Source organism: Pseudomonas sp. MWU13-2105 (assembly GCF_023242315.1).
Taxonomy (GTDB): Bacteria; Pseudomonadota; Gammaproteobacteria; order Pseudomonadales; family Pseudomonadaceae; genus Aquipseudomonas.
Map to the genome: position 1 here is coordinate 56,500 of NZ_JALLIY010000009.1, position 21,529 is coordinate 78,028.

At 63.2% G+C, this 21,529-nt stretch carries 18 protein-coding genes; 5 read left to right on the forward strand and 13 right to left on the reverse strand.

Going from position 1 to position 21,529, the window contains the following annotated elements:
- Positions 1-9 precede the first annotated feature (9 nt).
- Genes M5B96_RS14610 through M5B96_RS14620 form a run of 3 tightly spaced genes read left to right on the forward strand, consistent with a single transcriptional unit; the run spans position 10 to position 5,497 of the window.
- Positions 10-1,254: an exonuclease SbcCD subunit D C-terminal domain-containing protein gene (locus M5B96_RS14610; RefSeq protein ID WP_248797379.1), complete on the forward strand. Its 1,245-nt coding sequence runs from the start codon at positions 10-12 to the stop codon at positions 1,252-1,254.
- A complete protein-coding gene (locus M5B96_RS14615; protein ID WP_248797380.1) occupies positions 1,251-4,892 on the forward strand; it encodes an AAA family ATPase in 3,642 nt (1,213 codons plus the stop codon). The genes M5B96_RS14610 and M5B96_RS14615 overlap by 4 nt, the downstream gene beginning before the upstream one ends.
- On the forward strand, positions 4,889-5,497 hold the full coding sequence (locus M5B96_RS14620; protein WP_248797381.1) for a glutathione S-transferase: 609 nt from the start codon (positions 4,889-4,891) through the stop codon (positions 5,495-5,497). Before M5B96_RS14615 ends, M5B96_RS14620 begins: the two co-directional genes overlap by 4 nt.
- Before the next feature lie 175 nt (positions 5,498-5,672).
- Here the strand turns inward: M5B96_RS14620 and M5B96_RS14625 are convergent, their stop codons facing one another.
- The 10 genes from M5B96_RS14625 to M5B96_RS14670 form a co-directional block, all read right to left on the reverse strand.
- Entirely contained in the window at positions 5,673-5,852 is a 180-nt protein-coding gene (locus tag M5B96_RS14625) for a hypothetical protein (RefSeq protein WP_248797382.1), read from the reverse strand.
- Positions 5,853-6,064: 212 nt separating this feature from the next.
- Positions 6,065-6,343 carry a DUF5629 family protein gene (locus M5B96_RS14630; RefSeq protein ID WP_248797383.1) on the reverse strand — a complete coding sequence of 93 codons (279 nt, stop codon included), beginning with the start codon at positions 6,341-6,343 and terminating at the stop codon, positions 6,065-6,067.
- Between the two features lie 172 nt (positions 6,344-6,515).
- Positions 6,516-8,900: an efflux RND transporter permease subunit gene (locus M5B96_RS14635; RefSeq protein WP_248797384.1), complete on the reverse strand. Its 2,385-nt coding sequence runs from the start codon at positions 8,898-8,900 to the stop codon at positions 6,516-6,518.
- An 18-nt stretch (positions 8,901-8,918) separates the two neighbouring features.
- On the reverse strand, positions 8,919-9,971 hold the full coding sequence (locus tag M5B96_RS14640) for a WD40/YVTN/BNR-like repeat-containing protein (protein ID WP_248797385.1): 1,053 nt from the start codon (positions 9,969-9,971) through the stop codon (positions 8,919-8,921).
- A 306-nt stretch (positions 9,972-10,277) separates the two neighbouring features.
- Positions 10,278-12,935: an aminopeptidase N gene (gene pepN / locus M5B96_RS14645; RefSeq protein WP_248797386.1), complete on the reverse strand. Its 2,658-nt coding sequence runs from the start codon at positions 12,933-12,935 to the stop codon at positions 10,278-10,280.
- Between the two features lie 12 nt (positions 12,936-12,947).
- Positions 12,948-13,778: a DUF2797 domain-containing protein gene (locus tag M5B96_RS14650; RefSeq protein WP_248797387.1), complete on the reverse strand. Its 831-nt coding sequence runs from the start codon at positions 13,776-13,778 to the stop codon at positions 12,948-12,950.
- Positions 13,775-14,035: a YeaC family protein gene (locus M5B96_RS14655; RefSeq protein ID WP_248797388.1), complete on the reverse strand. Its 261-nt coding sequence runs from the start codon at positions 14,033-14,035 to the stop codon at positions 13,775-13,777. Before M5B96_RS14655 ends, M5B96_RS14650 begins: the two co-directional genes overlap by 4 nt.
- 27 nt (positions 14,036-14,062) lie before the next feature.
- Positions 14,063-14,935, reverse strand: a complete 873-nt coding sequence (locus M5B96_RS14660) for a rhomboid family intramembrane serine protease (protein ID WP_248797389.1) — start codon at positions 14,933-14,935, stop codon at positions 14,063-14,065.
- Positions 14,932-15,906 (reverse strand): metallophosphoesterase, encoded by a 975-nt coding sequence (locus M5B96_RS14665; RefSeq protein ID WP_248797619.1) that lies wholly within the window; start codon positions 15,904-15,906, stop codon positions 14,932-14,934. Before M5B96_RS14665 ends, M5B96_RS14660 begins: the two co-directional genes overlap by 4 nt.
- Positions 15,903-16,793 carry an NAD(+) kinase gene (locus M5B96_RS14670; protein WP_103495792.1) on the reverse strand — a complete coding sequence of 297 codons (891 nt, stop codon included), beginning with the start codon at positions 16,791-16,793 and terminating at the stop codon, positions 15,903-15,905. Before M5B96_RS14670 ends, M5B96_RS14665 begins: the two co-directional genes overlap by 4 nt.
- Before the next feature lie 88 nt (positions 16,794-16,881).
- Here M5B96_RS14670 and M5B96_RS14675 point away from each other — a divergent pair, with 88 nt between their 5' ends.
- Entirely contained in the window at positions 16,882-17,832 is a 951-nt protein-coding gene (locus tag M5B96_RS14675) for a DUF1853 family protein (protein WP_248797390.1), read from the forward strand.
- Between the two features lie 40 nt (positions 17,833-17,872).
- On the opposite strand, the gene M5B96_RS14680 is transcribed toward M5B96_RS14675, so the two are convergent.
- The gene (locus M5B96_RS14680) at positions 17,873-19,159 is read right to left on the reverse strand and encodes an arsenic transporter (protein WP_248797391.1); all 1,287 of its coding nucleotides are present in this window, start codon (positions 19,157-19,159) and stop codon (positions 17,873-17,875) included.
- Positions 19,160-19,201: 42 nt separating this feature from the next.
- Positions 19,202-19,549, reverse strand: a complete 348-nt coding sequence (locus tag M5B96_RS14685) for a metalloregulator ArsR/SmtB family transcription factor (protein ID WP_248797392.1) — start codon at positions 19,547-19,549, stop codon at positions 19,202-19,204.
- A gap of 185 nt (positions 19,550-19,734) precedes the next feature.
- On the opposite strand from M5B96_RS14685, the gene M5B96_RS14690 reads away from it, so the two are divergent.
- A complete protein-coding gene (locus M5B96_RS14690) occupies positions 19,735-20,286 on the forward strand; it encodes a cytochrome b (RefSeq protein WP_248797393.1) in 552 nt (183 codons plus the stop codon).
- Between the two features lie 140 nt (positions 20,287-20,426).
- Here M5B96_RS14690 and M5B96_RS14695 read toward each other — a convergent pair whose 3' ends face one another.
- Positions 20,427-21,344 carry a 1-aminocyclopropane-1-carboxylate deaminase/D-cysteine desulfhydrase gene (locus M5B96_RS14695; protein ID WP_248797394.1) on the reverse strand — a complete coding sequence of 306 codons (918 nt, stop codon included), beginning with the start codon at positions 21,342-21,344 and terminating at the stop codon, positions 20,427-20,429.
- Between the last annotated feature and the right edge of the window lie 185 nt (positions 21,345-21,529).

A 21,529-nucleotide genomic window follows, 5' to 3' on the forward strand; every position in this document is an offset into this window, starting at 1 on the left:
GAGTTTGCCTTGCGCCTGTTTCACACCTCCGACTGGCATCTTGGCCAGAACCTTCATGGCCAGGAGCGAGATTTCGAACATGCTTGTTTCCTCACCTGGCTGCTGGCCCAACTCGGGCAACAGCAGCCCGATGTCCTGCTGATCGCCGGCGATATCTTCGACACCGTCAACCCGCCGGTCAAAGCCCAGGAACGCCTCTACGACTTTATCGTCAGCGCCCACGAACAACAGCCGCTGCTGACCATTGTGATGATCGCCGGCAACCACGACTCCGGTTCGCGGATCGAACTGCCCGCGCCGCTGATGCGCCGCCTGCGTACCCACGCCCTGGGGCGGGTGCTGTGGCTCGACGACGGCCAGTTGGACAGCGATCGCCTGCTGCTGCCATTGCCTGCCGCGAACGGCGAAATCGCCGCCTGGTGCCTGGCCCTGCCCTTCCTGCGCCCGGCCGAAGTCACCGGCACGCAGCTGGGTGACGACTACCTGAAGGGGATCGGCGAGGTGCATCGACGCCTGATCGCCGCCGCCAATGCCAAGCGCCAGCCGGGCCAGGCCCTGGTCGCCATCAGCCATGCGCATATGGCCGGCGGCTCGGTCTCCGAGGACTCGGAACGCAGCCTGATCATCGGCAGCGCCGAAGCCCTGCCGGCGAACCTGTTCGACGCCAGTGTCAGTTATGTCGCCCTCGGCCACCTGCACAAGCCGCAGAAGGTCAACGGCGAAGAACGTATCCGCTACAGCGGCTCGCCGATCCCGCTGTCGTTCTCCGAGATCGCCTATCAGCACCAGATCCTCGAGATCGTCCTCGACGGCGAAACCCTGGTGAGTGTCGACAGCCGCCTGATCCCCCGCGCCGTGAACCTGCAGCGCCTGGGCCCGGCTCCCTTCGCCGAGATCCTCGAGCAGTTGGAGAAGCTGCCGGATGTCGACCTGCTGGCCGACCTGCAACGCCAGCCCTGGCTGGAAGTGCGGGTACGCCTGGACGAACCGCAACCGGATCTGCGCCAGCAAGTGGAAACCGCCCTGCAAGGCAAGGCCGTGCGCCTGGTGCGGATCGCCGCCGAATACGCAGGCTCGAACGCCGGTGAAGGCGAAACGGACAATGAGCGGCTGATCAACCTCGACCAGCTCAGCCCGCAGGAATTGTTCAGCCGTGCCTGGCAGGACAGCTATGGCAACCCGGTGGACGAAGCAACCCTCGATGACTTCGCCCTGCTGTTGCAGGAAGTCCAGCTGGAGGGTGAGCAGCCATGAAAATCCTCGCCATCCGCCTGAAGAACCTGGCTTCCCTCGCCGGCCCCTTCGAACTGGATTTCACCGCCGAGCCGCTGGCCAGTGCGGGACTTTTCGCGATTACCGGCCCCACCGGCGCCGGGAAAAGTACCTTGCTCGACGCCTTGTGCCTGGCCCTGTTCGGTGCCGTGCCCCGGCTGAACAACGCCTCGCGCGATGCCAAGGTGCCGGACGCCGACGGCGAGATCAGCACCGGCGACCCGCGCACCCTGCTGCGCCGTGGCACCGGTACCGGTTATGCCGAAGTCGATTTCGTCGGCATCGATGGCCGCCGCTACCGCGCCCGCTGGGAAGCCAACCGCGCCCGGGACAAGGCCGGCGGCAAGTTGCAGGCCAGCCGCCAAAGCCTGCGTGACCTCGACAGCGATCAGTTGCTGGCCAGCCAGAAAGGCGAATACAAGGCCCTGCTCGAAAGCCGCCTGGGCCTGAACTTCGAACAGTTCACCCGCGCCGTGTTGCTGGCCCAGAGCGAGTTCAGCGCCTTTCTCAAGGCCGACGACAACGAACGCAGCGAACTGCTGGAAAAGCTCACCGACACTGCCCTCTACACCCGCCTCGGCCGCCGGGCTTTCGACAAGACCAAGCAGGCCCGCGAAGCCCACAAGCTGTTGCTGGACCAGGCCGGCGGCGTCGCGCCCATGGACGTTGAAGCCCGGCTCGAGCTGGATCGGCAATTCGCCGAAGCCCAACAACAACTCAAGACCCGGCAGGCCCAACTCAAGCAACTGGAGTTGCAGCACACCTGGCTCAAGGAGTTGCTGCAATGGCAGGAACGACACCAGGCCGCCGTCGAACAACTGCACGGCGCGGAACAGCACTGGCTGGCCCGCGATGCCGAGCGCCAGCAGCTCGCCCGCCTGGAGCAACTGGCGCCGCAGCGGCATCAGTTCGCCCGTCAGCGCCAGTTGGACGAGCAACTGACACCCCTGGCGATACAGATCCAGCAGCATATTGATCAGCAGGCCGACTTGCAGGCCCGTCAGCAACAGCTGGAACAGAGCCGCTCGAATGCCCACGCCCAGTTGAGCGAGGCCCTCGTCCGGCAAAACGACAGCGCTCCACTGCTGCGCCAGGCCTTCGATGAACAGGCCACGCTGGCCCACCTGGGCAAAGACCTGGGCGATGCCGAACGGCAGAAACAGACTGCCGAACAGACCAGCGCCGAAGGCCGCACCCAGCTCAGCGCCTTGCTTGATCAACAACGGCAGGTCGCCACGCGCCTGGAGCAGATCGCCGAACAATTGCAGCACAGCGCCGCCCTCGCGCCGTTGAGCGAGGCCTGGAACGCCTATCGCGATCGGTTGCAGCAGTTGATGCTGATCGGCAATCGCCTGAACCAGGGCCAGCGCGAACTGGCACAGTTGCAGGCACGGGTCGCCCACACCGACCGACAACTGGCCGAGCAGCGTGGCGCGCTAGAAGTGCTGTACAGCGAAGCCGGGGCGGAGCCGGCCGCCGTCGGCGAACAGATCCAGATTCTCGGCAGCCTGCTGCAGGACAATCGCAAGCAACTGCGTGCCTTCGAAGAACTGCAACGGCTGTGGGGCCGCCAGCGTGAGCTGGACCAACGCGCACAGCAGTTGCAGGAGCGACTGCAAGGTATCCAGCAGCAACGCGACGAACTCAATCGCGAAGGCTTGCAGACACGGGACGAACTCAAGGTCGCCGAGCAAACCCTGACGATTACCCGGCAACTGCTGGAACGTCAGCGCCTGGCCCGCAGCGCCAGCGTCGAGGAATTGCGCGGGCAGTTACAGGACGACCAGCCGTGTCCGGTGTGTGGCAGCCATGAACATCCCTACCATCAACCCGAGGCCCTGCTGCAAAGCCTGGGGCGTCACGATGAGCGCGAAGAAGCCGCCGCACGGCAGGCCGTCGACACGCTGACGGAAAAGCTCAACCAACTGCGGGAAAAGGTTGGTGGGCTGATTGCCCAGCAGAAAGAGCTGCTCACCCAACAGGAACAGTTGGCCCAGCAGCAACAGGAACTGGCGCCGAGCCTGCAAGCGCATCCACTGCACGCCAGGCTGCTGGAGCAGGATGACGCCCGCCGTGAGGCCTGGCTCAACCAGCAGTTGCAGCAGTTGCAGCAGAACATCGGCCAGGACGAGCAACGGCAAGGCGCCCTGCTCACCCTGCAACAGGATGCCGCACGGCTCCAGCAACAATTGCAAGCGGCCAACGAAGCCAGCCAGGCCGCACACCAGCAGTTGCTCGATCAGCAGCGCCAGATGGACACCGATCAAGAGCGGCTGGAGCAGGAACTGGGCACCTTCGCCAGCCTGTTGCCGGTCGAGACCCTGCAAGGTCTGCGCAATGATCCGGCGTTGACCTTCATGCGGCTCGATCAACAGGTCGCGCAACGCCTCGGCCAGTTGGACCAGCAGCGCGAGGAGCAACAGGAACAGCGCGAACGCCAGGAAAAAATAGAACTGGAGCAGCTCCGCCAGCAGACCCGCGAGCAGCAATACGCAGAGCTGACACAACGCTGCGCCGTGTTGCTTGGGCAGCAGCAGGCCAGTCGGCTCAAGCTGGTCGACTTGATCGGTGAACACGCCAGCGTCGAAGCCTGGCAGCAGCGAATGGATCAGGCGGTGGAGCACGCGCGGCAGGCCGATACCTCGGCCAACCAGCAGCTGCAAGCACTCGATAGCCAACGGATCCAGCTCGGCGCCGACCTCAAGGCTCGCCAGGAGCGCCAGCAGGCCCTGGAACAGGAACGCCTGGAGCTGGCGCAACAGGTCGCGGACTGGCGCGCTCGCCACCCGGAACTGGACGACGCCGGACTGGAGCAACTGCTGGCCTGCGACGATGAGCACGTCAGCCAACTGCGCCAGCAATTGCAGGCCAGCGAAAAAGCCGTCGAGCAGGCCAGGGTATTGTTGCAGGAGCGGGAAAAGCACCTCCAACACCATCAGGCCCAGCACAACGGCAACCTCGATGCACCGACGCTGGACGCCGCCTTGGGCGACCTGCAAACCCAGCTGCTTGCCAGCGAACACCGCTGTGCGGAACTGCGCGCGCAACAGACCGAAGACCAGCGGCGCCAGGACGCCAACCAGGAGCTGCAGCAACGGATCGCCGAAGCCAACAGCGAGTATCAGCGCTGGGCGCGCCTCGACGCGCTGATCGGCTCGGCCACCGGCGACCGCTTCCGTAAACTGGCCCAGGCCTACAACCTCGACCTGCTGGTGCACCATGCCAATGCGCAATTGCGCCAACTGGTGCGCCGTTATCGCCTCAAGCGCGGCGGTAGCATGCTCGGGTTGTTGGTGATGGACACGGAGATGGGCGACGAACTGCGTTCGGTGCATTCGCTGTCCGGTGGCGAAACCTTCCTGGTCTCGCTGGCGCTGGCGCTGGGCCTGGCGTCGATGGCTTCCAGTACGCTGAAGATCGAATCGCTGTTTATCGACGAAGGCTTCGGCAGCCTCGATCCCGAATCCCTGCAACTGGCGATGGATGCGCTGGACGGCTTGCAGGCCCAGGGCCGCAAGGTCGCGGTGATTTCCCATGTGCAGGAAATGCACGAGCGCATACCGGTGCAGATCCAGGTGCGCCGCCAGGGCAACGGGCTGAGCACCCTGGAGGTGAAATGACGCCGGCCACGCTGTATTCGTTCCGGCGCTGCCCTTATGCCATGCGCGCACGCATGGCGCTGCATTATTCGGGGGTAGCAGTAGAAATCGAGGAGGTCAGTCTCAAGAACAAGCCGGCACGGATGCTGGCGTTGTCGAGCAAGGGCACGGTGCCGGTGCTGGCGTGTGCGGATGGACGGGTGATCGAACAGAGCCTGGAGATCATGCACTGGGCACTGGCCCAGCATGATCCGCAGGATTGGCTGCTCAGCCGCGATCCGCTGGCGGCACAGGCCACGGCGCTGCTGATCGAGGAGAACGACACGGTTTTCAAACAGTGGCTGGACCGCTACAAGTACGCGGTGCGCTACCCGGAGTTTGCCCTGGAGCATTATCGGCAACAGGGCGGGCAATTTCTCTTGAAGCTGGACGGTCTGCTTGCGCGTAACGGCCATCTGTTGGCCGAACACCTGAGCCTGGCGGACATTGCAGTCGCACCTTTCGTGCGCCAATTTGCCCATGTGGATCAGGTGTGGTTTGCGCAAGCGCCGTACAAACATCTACAGGCCTGGCTGGAACAGTTCCTGGCTTCGGAACTGTTCAATGCGGTCATGGCCAAGCGCTGATGTGGACTTGCTCACTTAAACGCATTCAATCTGAAACGCGCAACTTGACCTGAGCCAGGACGCATACCTTGTGGGAGTGGTGTGAGAGCGGTGCCTGCCGGCGAAGCTTTTGGTGGCCGCAAAGGCCTCTTCGCAACGGTCCAACTCCCACAAGGTATGCGTCCCGGCCTGATGCTCAGTGCTGGGCTTTGTGATCCAGCGCGGCATAGAAGTTGGCGCTCTGTTGCAGGTATTTCTGGGTGTAGCTCTGGGTGTGGCTTTTCGAGCTGTTGATTTCCACGCTGGCGCTGGCAGGCAGGGCCACGGTGGCAGAAACAGCGGAAGCGGCGATGATGGAGAAAAGATTGAAGTTCATGGCGGTAACCCTCGATGTCAGTTGGCTTGCTTGCCCTTTCAGGCCGTGAGTCAAAAGTACATCCGAGGGCTTGCATCGTTGAAATTCATTGCAGCAGTAGCGGATATCAGCGTCATTAATAGAAGCGCAAGTCCCTGATTCATCAGGGGCTGCGGTCTATTGTCGCAGCGCGCGCACCTCGGACGACGAGGTGAACCGATGCGGCAAACGCCTTATTCCTCTTCTTCGTCGCGCCCGGTGAAAGCGCTCATGCAGACCAGCCGATGCTCGCTGGAGTCGTCGCTCAGGGTCCAGCTTTGCAGGGCCTCGTCGAAGGTCGCCGCTTCAAGCTGGGCACGGGTGAAACTCCAGCGTTTCTCGGCCCGGCCATCCATGCACTCGATCAGCAGGCGGCTGTCGTCGAGGGTGAAATCGAAGGCGTGCAGGCCGTCGACTTCAAGCATGTTGCAGGTTTCAAGGGCACTGAGCAGGGTGTCGGTTGCAGCGGTCATGATGTTCTATCGTGTTTGGGGAAGTGCTCATGATAGGCGATATTGCCCTGCAGCGGAGCCACTACCTGTGGGAGCGGAGCTTGCCCGCGAAGAGGCCCTTGATGCCGCCAAAAGCTTCGCGGGCAAGCTCCGCTCCCACAGGGGGGATTCAGCACCTGCACATCAGGTGTTCTCAATGGGAAAACAACGACCCACCGACCTTCCCCGCCAGCTTCTCCGGCTTGATCAGGAACCGCGCCAGCGCCGGCAACAGCCACAGCGCGCCGAACATGTTCCAGAGCAGCATGAAGGTCAGCATCAGGCCCATGTCGGCCTGGAACTTGATCGCCGAGAAGATCCAGGTGCACACCCCGATCGCCAGGCACAAGCCCGTGAACAGCACCGCCTTGCCGGTGGATTTCAGCGTCTGGTAATAGGCTTCCTGCAACGGCAGCCCGGCACGCAGGAAGCTTTCCAGGCGACTGTAGATGTAGATCCCATAGTCCACGCCGATCCCCACGCCCAGCGCCACCACCGGCAAGGTCGCGACCTTCACGCCGATGCCCATGAACGCCATCAACGCGTTCCCCAGCACCGAGGTCAGCACCAGCGGCAGGACGATGCACAAGGTCGCCGCCCAGGAGCGGAAGGTGATCATGCACATGGTCGCCACGCAGAGGTACACCAGGACCAGGATGGTCAGTTCCGACTCCTTGATCACTTCGTTGGTGGCCGCCTCGATCCCGGCGTTACCGGCGGCGAGGAGGAATTCCAGGCCGTCCTTGTTGTTCTCCTTGGCGAAATCCTGCACCGCATGCACCGCGCGGTCGAGGGTCGCGGCCTTGTGGTCGTTGAGGAACACCAGCACCGGGGCCAGCGAGCAATTGTTGTTGTACAGGCCGTCGGCGCGGGCGATGGAGTTGTTCAGCACATCGGGGTTGCGCGACAGGGTTTCCCATTTCAGGTTGCCCTCGTTCATACCCTTGATCATCTGCTTGGATACGGTCACCAGGGAGATCGCCGACTGCACGCCCTCGGTGTTCTGCATCTTCCACATCAGCTCGTCGATGGGCGCCATGGCCTCATAGTGCGAACAGCCCTCGGGCGCGGTCTTGACCATCACCACCAGTACATCGGAACTGGTGGAGTAGTTGTTGATGATGAAACTGTTGTCCTTGTTGTAGCGCGAATCGGGACGCAGCTCCGGCGCGCCCTGGTCGAGGTCGCCGATCTTCAGGTTCTGCCCGTACCAGAGGCCGCCACCCAGGGCCAGCAAGGCCAGGACGATGGACACCGGGGCGACCCTGGGGCTGGCGAAATTCGCCAGCAGGCGCCAGAACGGGTGCTCGCGGGTCGCATCCTTCTTGCTGCGCCCGACCGCCCGCTTGCTGATGCCGACATAGGAGATCGCCACCGGCAGCAGGATCAGGTTGGTGAACACGATCACCGCCACGCCGATGGAGGCGCCGATGGCCAGTTCGCGGATCACGCCGATGTCGATGATCAGCAGGGTGATGAACCCCACGGCGTCGGCGAGGATCGCGATCATCCCCGGCAGGAACAGTTGCCGGAAGGTCCGCCGGGCCGCCGTCAGGGCGTTGTCGGCGTCGCTGGACTGCAAGGCGATGCCGTTGATCTTCTGCACCCCATGGGAGATACCGATGGCGAAGATCAGGAACGGCACCAGCATCGAGTACGGGTCCAGGCCGAAGCCAAACGCGTGCATCAGCCCCAGTTGCCAGACCACCGCCACCAGGGTGGTGATCAGCACGGCGATGGTGCTGCGGATACACCAGGTGAACCAGTACAGCAGCACCAGGGTGATGACGAAGGCCACGCCGAAGAACAGCACCACCATGACCAGGCCGTCGATCAGGTCACCGACCTTCTTGGCGAAGCCGACGATATGCACCTTGACATTGGGGTTCTGTGCTTCGAACTTGTCGCGGATCTTCTCTTCGAGCTGGTGGGAGAACTTCTGGTAGTCCAGCGCCAGTAACTTGCCCTGGTCCTGCGGGTCCGGGTAGGCCTCCAGCAGTGGGATATCGACAATGCTCGACTTGAAGTCGTTGGCCACCAGGCGCCCGACCTGACCGGACTTGAGTACGTTGTTGCGCAGTTTTTCCAGGCTGTCGGCCGAGCCGTTGTAGCTCTGCGGGATCACTTCGCCGCCAGCAAAGCCCTCCTCCGTCACCTCGGTCCAGCGCACGCTGGGGCTCCACAGCGACTTGAGGCCGGAACGGTCGACACCGGGAATGTAGAACACTTCGTCGTTGACCTGACGCAGGGTCTCCATGTACTCCTTGCTGAAGATATCGCCGTCCTTGGCCTCCAGCGAAATCCGCACGGTGTTGCCCAGGTTGGCGAGGTCATTGCGGTGCTCCATCATCTTTTCAATGAACGGATGCTTGAGCGGAATCATTTTCTCGAAGCTGGTGGACGGCCGGATCAGCGTGGCTTGCCAGAACAGGAAGGCGCTGACCAGCAGGCAGATGACGATCACTGCCGGGCGGTTGTTGAAAATCAGGCGCTCGAGAAACGTCGCCTTGTCTTGATGATGACTTTGCTGACTGCTCATAGATTCCCGCCTTTCTTGTTATTGGCCCAGCTCAGCGCCGGTCGGCGTGGTGGTGTGGGCGCCGCCCTGGCCGACGAGGATCAGGTTGCCGTTGCCGGCCGCCGTCACCGCCGACAGGGAAATCCGGTCGGGACGGTTGAACACGCTGAAGGTCACGCCGTCATCGCTGCTGCGGATCACGCTGCCGCCGTTGCCGACGATCACCAGCGAGCCGTCGGCCAGCAAGGTCGCGCCGGACAGACCGAACTCCAGGGCGCCACGGGCGGCCCTGAGTTCCACCGGCTCCCAGCTGCTGCCGAAGTCAGTCGAACGGTAGAGATTGCCGCGCAAGCCGTAGGCCAGCAGCGTCGAGGGTTGGGCGGTGCCGATCACGCCGAACAGCGAACCCTGGTACGGGCCGTCGACGTGTTCCCAGGTCTGGCCCCAGTCGGCGGAGCGGAACATGCTGCCCTGCTCGCCCACGACGAACAGCCCGGCGTCCTTGACCGCGGCGATGGCGTTGAGGTGGAACTGGTCGGGGTTGTCGATGCGCTCGCTGACGTTTTCCCAGTGCTGGCCGCCGTCGGTGGTTTCCAGCAAGGCCCCGTAGGCGCCCACGGCAAACCCGGTGCTGGCGTCCTTGAACCAGAGGTCGAGCAAGGGTGCTTCACGCTTGAGGTCCTGGTATTGGCGGGTCCAGGTGGCGCCGCCGTCGCTGCTGGCGAGGATCTGCGCGTCGTGGCCGACGGCCCAGCCGTGCTGGTCATCGACGAAATAGACCGCGGTGAGCATCTGCCGGGTCGGGACCCGGGCCTGGGTCCAGTGGCCGCCCTGGTCGTCGGAGAAGAGGATGTGCCCGCGATCGCCGACGGCCACCAGCCGCTTGCCGGCGTGGACCACGTCGAGCAGCAGGCCCTTGATGGCCTTGGAGGATTCGATGGAGTAGACAGTGTCGGCAGTGCCGGGCGCCGCCGCGTATGCGCTGGCCGGCAGTGCCGCCAGTCCCGACAGCGCCAGCGCCGTCACCAGCAATGCCGTGCCGCGCCATGTCGGCGGACAGCAAGAACCCGTAGGCCTCACAGGCTCATTCATAGACCTTTCTCCCCATTATTATTGTCAGGTCATACAACCTTTGAGGGCGCCTTCAAGGGCGTTTTCATGACTGCCTGGTCGTCTGGAACCGGCAATCTAGAGCCCCTTCTAAAGCTGGAGCTATCCTATCGGGCTTTGGAATCGTCTGACAATCGACGCCACGTTATCTTTTGTTAACCCGGGGCGTTGAGGGCAGGCCTGAATGATGGGGCATCAGGCGAGGTGATGAGCAAAGGCCACGGATGTGGCCTTTGTGGAGGTGAGTCAGGTGTTTCAAGGGTGTTTGTGCCGACGCAGGCAAACAGCTTAAGCCAGGCTCTTGCTGACAACCTCGTAGACATCCGCCGACAACTCGCCCGAACCGCGAATCCGCTCCAGCTCGGCCTTCATCAGTGCCTGGCGGGCACCGTCATACTTGCGCCAGCGGGTCAGCGGCGCCAACTGCCGGGAGGCGATCTGCGGATTCAGCGCATTGAGCTGGATCACCAGGTCCGCCAGGAAGCGATAACCGGAACCGTCCGCCGCGTGGAAGTTGATCAGGTTCTGCCCGGCAAAGGCACCGATCAACGCCCGCACCTTGTTCGGGTTCCGGATGGTGAACGCCGGGTGCTCCATCAACGCCTTGACCCGCTGCAAGCCGCCCGGTAACGGGCTGCCGGCCTGGACGCTGAACCACTGGTCCATGACCAGCGGATTGTCCTTGAAGTGCTCGGCGAAACTGGCCAGCGCCAAGGCCTTCTCGGCCTCGAACGGCGAGTTCACCAACACCGCCAGGGCAGTCAACCGCTCGGTCATGTTGTCGGCAGTCTCGAACTGCTCCAACGTCGCCGCCAGCACTTCAGGCCTGCCGCTGAGCATCAGGTACGACAGCGCGATGTTCTGCAGGGCACGCCGGGCGAAATGCTCGTTCTCGGCCACGTAAGCGGTGGTTTTCGATACCGCGCGATTGGCCTGGTAACGCTGCCACAAACCGTCGAACAACTGCTCGGCCAACTGCCGGCGGACGAACTCGCGGGCCGTGTGGATCGCCTCGACATCCGCCACTTCGCTGATCTCGGTGAGGTAGGCCTCCCCCGGCAGCGAGAGCATTTCGGCAACCATCGCCTGATCCAGCTGCTCGTTGCCCAGCACGCTGCGCAAGGCCGTGACCAGACGCGGATCGAGCACCAGCGCTTGACCCTGTTGATGCTGGCCGATCAGTTCCTGCAACACCTGCACCGACAATTGCTGGCCGGCGTCCCAACGGTTGAAACCGTCGCTGTCGTGCTGCATCAGGAACATCAACTGGTCGCGATCGTAGGGGAAGCCCAGCTTCACCGGTGCCGAGAAGCCCCGCAGCAGCGACGGCAACGGCTTGGCGGCGATGCCGACAAAGATGAAGGTCTGTTCGGCTTCGGTCACCGAGAGCACCCGGCTGGTGGCGCCGGCGGCCGCTTCACCGGCCAGTTGCAGGGCAATTTCAGCGCCCCGGGCATCCAGCAGACCGATCTCCACTGGAATCACGAATGGCAGTTTTTCCTGCTTGTCCGGAGTCTGCGGGCAGCTCTGGCGGAAGGTCAGGCTGTAGGTCTTGGCGCTCGCATCGTAACTTTCACTGACGGCGAGACGCGGCGTACCGGCCTGGCTGTACCAGCGCTTGAACTGGGTGAAATCGACGCCATTGGCATCTTCCATGGCCTTGACGAAATCGTCGCAGGTCACGGCCTGGCCGTCATGGCGCTGGAAATACAGGTCGCTGCCTTTGCGGAAACCTTCGGCGCCGAGCAGGGTGTGGATCATGCCGACCACTTCCGAGCCCTTCTCGTATACGGTCAGGGTGTAGAAGTTGGAGATCTCGATAAAGCTGTCCGGACGCACGGCGTGGGCCATGGGACCGGCATCTTCGGCGAATTGGTGGGTGCGCAGGTAGGCGACATCCTGGATCCGCTTGACCGTGCGCGAGTTCATGTCGGCGGAGAAGCCGGCATCGCGGAACACCGTGAAGCCTTCCTTGAGCGACAGCTGGAACCAGTCGCGGCAGGTCACGCGGTTGCCCGACCAGTTGTGGAAATATTCGTGGGCGACGATCGCCTCGACCCGCTGGTGCGCGGCGTCGGTAGCGGTTTCGGCACGAGCCAGCACGGCGCTGGAGTTGAAGATGTTGAGGCCCTTGTTCTCCATGGCGCCCATGTTGAAGTCATTGACCGCAACGATCATGAAGATGTCCAGGTCGTACTCGCGCCCATAGACCTCCTCGTCCCAGCGCATGGACTTCTTCAGGCTGTTCATGGCGTGCTGGCACTTGTCGATATTTTCCGGCTCGACATAGATGCGCAGCGCGACGTTACGGCCGCTCATGGTCGCGAAGCTGTCTTCGACGCACCACAGGTCGCCGGCCACCAGCGCGAACAGGTAGGCCGGCTTCATGAACGGGTCTTCCCAGGTCGCCCAGTGCCGCCCGTCGTCCTGCGGACCGTTGCCCACCGGGTTGCCGTTGGACAGCAGCACCGGATAGCGATGCTGCTCGGCGATCACCGTGGTAGTGAACTTGCTCATCACATCCGGGCGGTCGAGGTAGTAGGTGATCTTGCGAAAGCCTTCGGCCTCGCACTGGGTGCAGAACATCGTGCCGGACTTGTACAGGCCTTCCAGGGCGGTGTTGGTTTCCGGGTGGATCTTCACGCTGGTGTCGACGCTGAAGCGCTCGCTGGCCGGGTGCAGGGTCAGGTGGCTGGCGTCGATCTGGTAGTCGTTGCCCGACAACACGCGGTCGTCGAGTTGCACCGACAGCAGTTCCAACAACTGGCCATCCAGCACCAGCGGCGGCAGCCCCGCGCCGGCTGCCGGGTTGCGGCGCATCACCAGCTGCGCATGGACCAGGGTATGGTCCTCGAACAACTCGAAGGTCAGGTGCGTCTCGTCGATCAGGTAGTCCGGTACCTGATAGTCCTTCAGATAGATCATCTTCGGTTGTTCGGTGCGCATGAGGGCGTCCTTCTACTGATGCACGGCGAGCTGGTAGGCCGTGTATTTACGGATATTGATCACGCCGGTGTCGAAGATCAGGTACTGGCCCTTGATCCCCATCAGCGTGCCTTCGGCAATCGGGTCTTTGTCCAGGTTGAAGCTGACCACCTTGGTCGGGTAGTGCTCGATCGGGTAGCGGATTTCCAGCGGTTCGAGATCATGTACCGGCTGGATCGTCTGCAGGCCGAAGCGCGCCTGCAAGGCGGCAAGGCCCTCGGCACAGGACTCGAACAGTTGGTCGCGCACCGCCTTGAGGTCCACCGCCGGCGCATCGCCCTTGAGCAAGGCGCGCCAGTTGGTCTTGTCGGCCACCTGGCTACGGAACAGGTCCTCGACGAAGCCGGACTGCTGGCGGGTCGCCACACGGACGATCGGCAGCGCCTGGCTGGCGCCCTGGTCGAGCCAGCGGGTCGGCAACTGGGTGGCGCGGGTGATGCCGACCTTGATCCCCGACGAATTGGCCAGGTAGACCACATGCTCGGTCATGCAGAATTTTTCGCCCCAGGACGGCTCGCGGCAGGTGCCGGCGTCGTAATGGCAGCGTTCGGGACTCATGATGCAGGTGTCGCACTGGGCCAGCTTGGTCATGCACGGGTAGCAATAGCCCTGGCTGAAGCTGGTCTTGGTCTTGCGTCCGCAGTGGGTGCAATGAATCGCCCCGAGGAACTCCAGGCGCAGCTTCTGGCCGATCAACGGATTGACCGGCACCTCGCTGTCACCCAGGCGAAAGGCGTACTGCACCTGCGCGCCTTCAAGGCGCGTCGACATCTTGCTGATTGCACCGCGGCCAAGCTCGATCAATGGATGGCATCCGACTTGAACAGGATGTTCGGCACCGGGGCCGACTTCGAGGCGCATTCCTGCACGCCCATGTAGCCGGTGCGCTGGTCTTCCGGCAGGTTCTGGGTTTCCCAGGCGATCATCGCCTGCAACGACAGCTCGCGCTGCTCGGCGCTGAGCTTGCGCCCGTCCGACCATTTGCCGATTTCCACCGCCAGTTTCAGGCTCTGGTAGATCTCGGGGGTGATGTTTTCAATCATTTCGATAAAAGAGGACATGCGCTCTCCACGCGTGAAAAAAGTCGACTAGATGGCCAGTTTACGACGAGACCAGAGGCCGCCCAACAAGCCGCTGAAACATCCGATGAGCAGTCCGCCGACATGGGCGCCGTTGGCGATTTCGCCGAAGCCGATCATCGACACCAGGCCCGACAGGCACAACAGCAGCCAGACCAGCATCATCACCAGCACACCGCGCGGCAGACGATAGGCCGGGTTCGGCGACACCCATTGGTAGATCCAGCAATGCCCAAGCAAACCGTAGAGCACCCCGGACAGGCCGCCGAACAGGGTCGGGCCGCTGACGTAATACTGCGTGTAATTCGAAACCAGGCTGAACAGCAACGTCAGCCCCAGTAGGTTGATGCTGCCCTGGCGCAGCTCGATGCGCCGGCCCAGTTCCCAGTACCACATGCCGTTCATGGCGATATGCAGGATGCCGAAGTGGATCAGCATCGGCGTCACCAAACGCCACCACTGCCCCGCCGCCAGGCCGTCGGCCAGGGGGCTGAACTGGACGTAGTTGCCGCGGACCTGGAAGTCGAGGAAGGTGAACCAGTGCAGGGTCTGCAGGTTGTCACCGAGCAGGGTCACGCCGGCGATGATCAGGCTCAGCAAGAGGATGCCGGCGGTGGTCGGGCTCTGGCGGACCTGGGTGAGAAAGTTCGGCCGGGTCATGCCCAGCGGCTGGTCCGGGACTTCCAGCTGGTTGTCCGGATCGCCGGCGGGGAAACGCTGGTACAGCGACAGCACGTCGGCGCTGATCGACTCGGGCACCCACAGCACCTGCTCGCCGGACTCCTCGTTGACCCGGTGCGGCACCTGCATGCGCTCCAGCAGTTTGACGAAGCCACTCAGATCAGTGCTCAACGGCAGGCGTAAGACAGCAGTGGCACTCATCGCAAAGCCTCGGGACGTTCGACGTCGACCCAGACGAATTTCTGCGGGTCGAGGGTGGTTTCCTGGTCCAGCCGGTAAGCCGCCAGCTTGCCGTAGAGCACCGCGCTGTAATCCAGGCAGGCCAGGTTGGGACGGATCGGTGCGGGCTTGCCGCTGCGCCAGTAGTGACCGACGAACAGCATCGGCTCGTCGAGGCCGTAGCGCAGCAAGGCATTCTTTTCGGTCGAGGACAGCGGTTTGCTCGCCACCATTTCAGGCAAGGCATCCGGCTGGAAGACGATATCGCCGTAGGTCTGCGGGTCGTCCTCCCAGAACTTGGTGCGGAAGAACGCCCGGGTCAGGCCGTCGCCGCCGGTCAGCGTCAGGCCGTCCGGCAGGCGCATATCGGTGCCGCGCAACAGGCGGTCGAACACCGTCGCGGCAAAACTGCCGGGCAGCGCTGAATCCTTGAGGAATGCTTCGTCGATCCGGCCGTCGGGGTACTGCGCCCGCAAAGGCGCGATCAAGCCGCCATCCCAGCAGGCATGCACCACGCGGAAACGTCCGGCATCGACGAACAGCGGCAGCTCGTAGAACCAGGCGAGGAAATCATGCCAGTCCGCCGGGTGTTGTTCGAACTGGACCAGGGTTTCCTGGAGCAGCCGGGCGTGCCGTGGTGTGTGTTCGCGGACGAACTGCTTGCCGCTGCCCGCCGCGGCCGGCGTGCTCCAGCCCAGGGCATTGAATTCGTGGTTGCCCATGATGCACAGCGCCTGCCCGGCCTCGACCATGTCATGGACGATATGCAGGGCCTCGCGGATGCGCGGGCCACGGTCGATGATATCGCCGAGGAATACCGCCATGCGCGACGGATGACGCCAGGTGCCGCCCAGCTTCTGGTAGCCGAGCATGTCCAGCAGATGTTCGAGGGTATGGGCGCAACCGTGCACATCACCGATCAGATCGTAGCCACGCGCGGGATCGAGCATCAGTCGCCTCCACCACCCAGCCGACTGCCCCAGCCGAGCTTGGTGCGGCAGACTTCGTAATAGTTGTGATCCAGCGGATGAATCAGCCGCAGCTTCTGCGGTTTCTTGCTGATGGTCACCGTATCGCCGGGCGCACAGGTGAAATGGTTCTGCCCGTCGCAGGAAACCTGCGGGTAGATCTGCATGTCCTTGGACACCACGATTTTCAACTCGCTGTTGCCGTCCACCACAATGGGGCGGCTGGACAAGGTATGGGGGTACATGGGCACGATCACAATGGCATCGAGCTTGGGATGCATGATCGGACCGCCGGCGGACAGCGCATAGGCAGTGGAGCCAGTGGGCGTGGCGACGATCAGGCCGTCGGCCTTCTGGCTGCAGACGAACTGGCCGTCGATGTACAGCTCGAACTCGATCATCCGCGTCGACTTGCCGGGGTGCAGGACCACGTCGTTGAGCGCATCGCCCTGGCCGATGGCTTCGGCATGCCGGCGCACTTCGGCCTGCAGCAGGAAGCGGTTTTCCACCAGGTAGTGGCCGTCGAGGACCTTGGCCACTTCGACTTCGAGGTCGTCCGGGCGGATATCGGTGAGAAAGCCCAGGTTGCCACGGTTGATCCCCAGCACCGGAATATTGTGCCGGGCCAGCGCGCGGGCGGCGCCGAGCAGGCTGCCGTCGCCGCCGACGACGATGACCATGTCGCAGACTTCGCCGAGCATCTTGCGCGACGAGGTTTGCAGGCCGTGGCCCGGCAGGACCTCGGCGATGGTGTCCTCGAGGATGACGTGCAGGTGCCGCGCCAGGAGGAATCTCTTCAACCGGCGAACGGTTTCCAGCACCTGCGAACTGCCCAGGCGGCCAATGATGCCGATATTGCGAAATTGCTCCATGGGGCTCCTGCGGGGTCTGGGACGAGCAAAGGGGAGATTATGGGCGAAAGCCGGCCCGAGACAAAACCCTTTCAGCTATGCTCGCAGGATGATCCTCTTCCCCGACTTGCTCAACCTGCCCCGACAGTTGCGCCATCCCGAAGTGCGCGACCTGGCCTGGGTCATCCTGGCGCCACCGATGCTGGAAGACACGCCCTGGCCGCAACGCCACCCGTTGGCCGGCAGTGACTGGGTGCAGGCACCGGAGCGGCTGGAGCAGTGGCTGCATGGGCTGGATCGCGATCCGCTCGAGCTGCAGGCTTGGCTGGTGCGCGGGGCGACCCGGCGACTGGGCCTGTATTACGAACGGTTGTGGCAGTTCGCCGTGCAGCAGGCGCCCGGGATAGAGCTGATCGGCGCCAACCTGCCGATCCGGCGCGAGGGCCATACCCTGGGTGAGTTGGATTTGCTGTTGCGCGATCGCGATGGCGTGCACCACCTGGAACTGGCGATCAAGCTGTACCTGGGTCCGCAGCACGGCGGCGGCGAAGACCCGGCACGCTGGCTCGGGCCGGGTTGCCATGACCGGCTGGACCGCAAGCTGGCGCACCTGAGCGAGCACCAGTTACCGATTTCCGCCCGCCCGGAGAGCCGCGCGGCCTTGGCGACGCTGGATATCCATCAGTTCAGTGCGCAATTGTGGTTGGGGGGGTACCTGTTGTATCCGTGGCCCGGGACGGCACTTCCTCCGCGGGGGGCTCATCCGCAGCATCTGCACGGGCGCTGGTTGCATCAGCGCGACTGGGCGGACTTTATCAAGCGCAGCCCGGCGGGCCGTTGGCAACCCCTGCCGCGCCATGCCTGGCTGGCACCGGCGCACTATGCCGAGGCGGATGCCTGGCCACGGGAGCAGTTGGCTCAGTGGCTGGAGGAGCTGGACCCGCATGCTCCGGCGCAGTTGCTGGTGCGCCTGACCCGGAATGCGCAAGGCGACTGGGAAGAGGCCGAGCGATTGTTCCTGGTGGCCGATCTCTGGCCGAATGTGCCGGGCACAGGTTAGATACTGTGGTGTCCTTTCGGGCCTCTTCGCTCGCGCTTCATCAAACCAGCGACAAACGCAACGCCAGGGCCGCCAGGGTCACCAGCAGCACCGGCAGGGTCAGGACAATCCCGACCTTGAAGTAGTAACCCCAGCCGATGCGGATATCCTTGCGCTCCAGCACATGCAGCCAGAGCAAGGTCGCCAGGCTGCCGATGGGGGTGATTTTCGGGCCCAGGTCGCTGCCGATGACGTTGGCGTAGATCATCGCCTCCTTCACCACACCGCCGGCCTGACTGGCATCGATGGACAAGGCACCGATCAGCACCGTGGGCAGGTTGTTCATGACCGAGGACAGGAAGGCGCTCAACAGCCCGGTGCCCATCGCGGCGCCCCAGACCCCGTAACTGGCGAAGTGATCCAGCCAGCCGGCCAGGTAGCTGGTCAGCCCGGCATTGCGCAGGCCATAGACCACCAGGTACATGCCCAGGGAGAAAATCACGATCTGCCACGGCGCCTCTTTCAACACCTTGCGGGTCGAGATCTTGTGACCGCGCGCGGCGATCCCCAGCAGCAAGGCCGCGCACACCGCCGAAATCGCACTGATGGGAATCCCCAGCGGCTCCAGGGCAAAGCAGCCCACCAGCAGGATGATCAACACCCACCAGCCGGCAATGAAGGTCGCCTTGTCATGGATCGCACTGGCCGGTAGTTCCAACTGCCGCGGATCGTAGTCACGGGGAATGTCGCGGCGGAAGGACCACAGCAGCACCAGCAGGGTCGCCGCCACGCTCACCAGGTTCACCGGCAGCATCACCGAGGCATAGGCATTGAAGCCGATCTTGAAATAGTCGGCCGAGACGATGTTCACCAGGTTCGACACCACCAGCGGCAGGCTCGCGGTGTCGGCAATAAAGCCGGCGGCCATGACGAACGCCAGGGTCGCCGCCTTGGAAAAACGCAGGGCCAGGAGCATGGCGATAACAATCGGCGTGAGGATCAGCGCCGCGCCGTCGTTGGCGAACAACGCCGAGACCAACGCTCCCAGCAGCACAAAGGCGGCGAACAACTTGCGGCCGCTGCCCTGCCCCCAGCGCGCCACATGCAGCGCCGCCCAGGCGAAGAAGCCGGCCTCATCGAGCAGCAGGCTGATGATGATCAGGGCGATAAAGGTGCCGGTGGCATTCCAGATGATCTCCCATACCAGCGGAATATCAGCGAGATGGACTACACCACAGAGCAAGGCCAGCAGCGCGCCCAGGCAGGCGCTCCAGCCGACGCCCAGCCCCTTGGGCTGCCAGATCACCAGGGTAATGGTCAGCAGAAAAATCAACGCCGCAATCAACATGCACAACAACCTTCATGGTTAGCAAGAGGGGGGGACAGTGGTTCAGCAACAGCGCAGTGGCCGGTCGTTCATGGCCTGCAGGCGTTGGATATCCGCGGCCAGCCAGTGCCCGCTGGCCTGCAGGGTGCCTTGCACCAGGGTCGAGACCCATTGGGGTAGCCCAGGGTGCAGGCGATAAAACACCCACTGGCCCTGACGACGATCGGCCAGCAGCCCGGCCTGGCGCAATTGCGCCAGATGCCGGGATATTTTCGGTTGGCTCAGTTCAAGTGCCGCGGTCAATTCACACACACAGAGTTCACCTTCACGGGCTACCAACAGCACGATCCGGCTACGGGTTTCGTCAGCCAGGCATTTGAAGAGTTCCACGGGGGAGGCAAAACAGGACATCGCAGCAACTCATATATGGAAAATCGAATATATGGATAGTCATATATGAAAGCAAGTACCAATCACGAACAACACGAGGTAAACCCTGACTCAGCGCAGACAAAACGCTTAAAAAACCATTAGAGTATAAAAACTCCATCGCTCAAGAATGGAGGTTCCAGCCCTGATGACCCGAGGAACACGCTATGCCCTGGAAGAATACCGACAGCCGCTATAGCAGCATGTCGATTGCATTGCACTGGCTGATGCTGGTGCTGCTGGCGGTGGTTTACGCCTGTATCGAGTTTCGCGGGATTTTCCCCAAAGGCAGTGGCGGCCGCACATTGATCGTCGAAGCGCACTATATGTTCGGCCTGACCGTGTTCGTGCTGGTCTGGTTGCGTTTGCTGGCGCGCACCCTCGGTGTAGCACCGAAAATCATCCCCGCGCCACCGACCTGGCAGATGCTGCTGTCGAAGCTGATGCACTGGGCGCTGTATCTGTTCATGATCGCTACGCCGCTCCTGGGCTGGCTGGCCGTGAGTGCGCAGGGTCATTCGGTGATGTTCTACGGCATCGAGCTACCGGCGCTGGTGACCGAGGACGCTGCGTATGCCAAAGAGGTCAAGGGCTGGCATGAACTGCTGGCCAGCACCGGCTACTGGCTGATCGGCCTGCATGCCCTGGCCGGGTTGTTTCACCATTACTTCGTGCGGGATAACACCTTGCTGCGCATGTTGCCCAAGCGTCGTACCTGAGCCCTCTTGCTCACAATGGACGCCCACGATAACGCGGAGTATCTGTCCCCCCGAAACCTGTAGGAACCTGGCTTGCCAGCGAAGCTCTTGGCGATCTTGAGGGCCCTTCGCGAGCAAGCTCTGCTCCTACAAGGAGCGGTTTACAGAGTAAAGCCCCGGCGACCTTGCAAACCGCCGGTGTGCAAGAACACCAGGCGCGTGCCCGGGACGAAGCGTCCGGCACTCACCTGTTCCTGCAGCGCCAGCAACGCCTTGCCGGTATACAGCGGCTCCAGCGGCACAGCGCTCTGTTGCTCGCTTTGCTCGATGAACCCCAACAATGCCGGATCGACCTTGGCAAAACCGCCACGGCAGGCGTCGATCAATTCAAAGGCAGGGCTCATCGCCCCACCCTCCTCCAGGATCGCCGTGACCAGTGGCGCCACGCCATGGTCGGTCGGCACCGCCAGCGCGCCATATACCGGTCGGTGTCCGGCTTCGGCCAGCACCAGCCCAGCCAGGGTGGTCCCGGTTCCGGCGGCCAGCCAGCAGCCGTGATAATCGTCCCAGCCGAGCGCCGGCAATTGCTCAGATAGCTGATCCAGCAAGACCCCACAGCCGCGCGCGCCTATCAAGCCACCAGCACCCTCCGGCACGCCGTGCAGGTGTGGATAGCGCTGCTGCCACGACGCCCAGAAATCCGGCGCATGCCGCGCCCGATAACCGCCATAGCCAAGCCAGTGCAGCTCCATGCCGAAGGCCTGGAGGTCGCCAACGGTGGGGGTTTGCACGGGATGCCCACGCAGCAGGCCAACGGTGGGAAAACCGAAACGCTTGCCCGCCGCCGCCAGGGCGTGAAGATGATTGGAATGCGCCCCGCCCAGGCTGATCAAGCCCTCGGCGCCGGCTTGCCGGGCCGCCGCCAGATATCCGCTGAGCTTGAACCACTTGTTGCCGCTGATCAGCGGATCGATCAGGTCGAGGCGCAGCACGGCCACCTCGACCCCGGCCCGGGTCAACCAATCCAGATGCAGCGATTCGAGGGGTGCGCGGGGTTGCCAGTCGGCAGGGGGGAGCATTCGAGGCAGTCCGCTGGGAGGGGACTGCCAGTTTAACAGTTCGGGGCTTTCGAGGGCCTCTTCGCCGGCAAGCTCCGCTCCCACAGGATTGAGGGCAACCACAGATTTTGTGTGTGGCGCAAGATCTGTGGGAGCGGAGCTTGTCGGGACGCCGCACCGCCGCGAAGAACGATAATGCGGTCGAC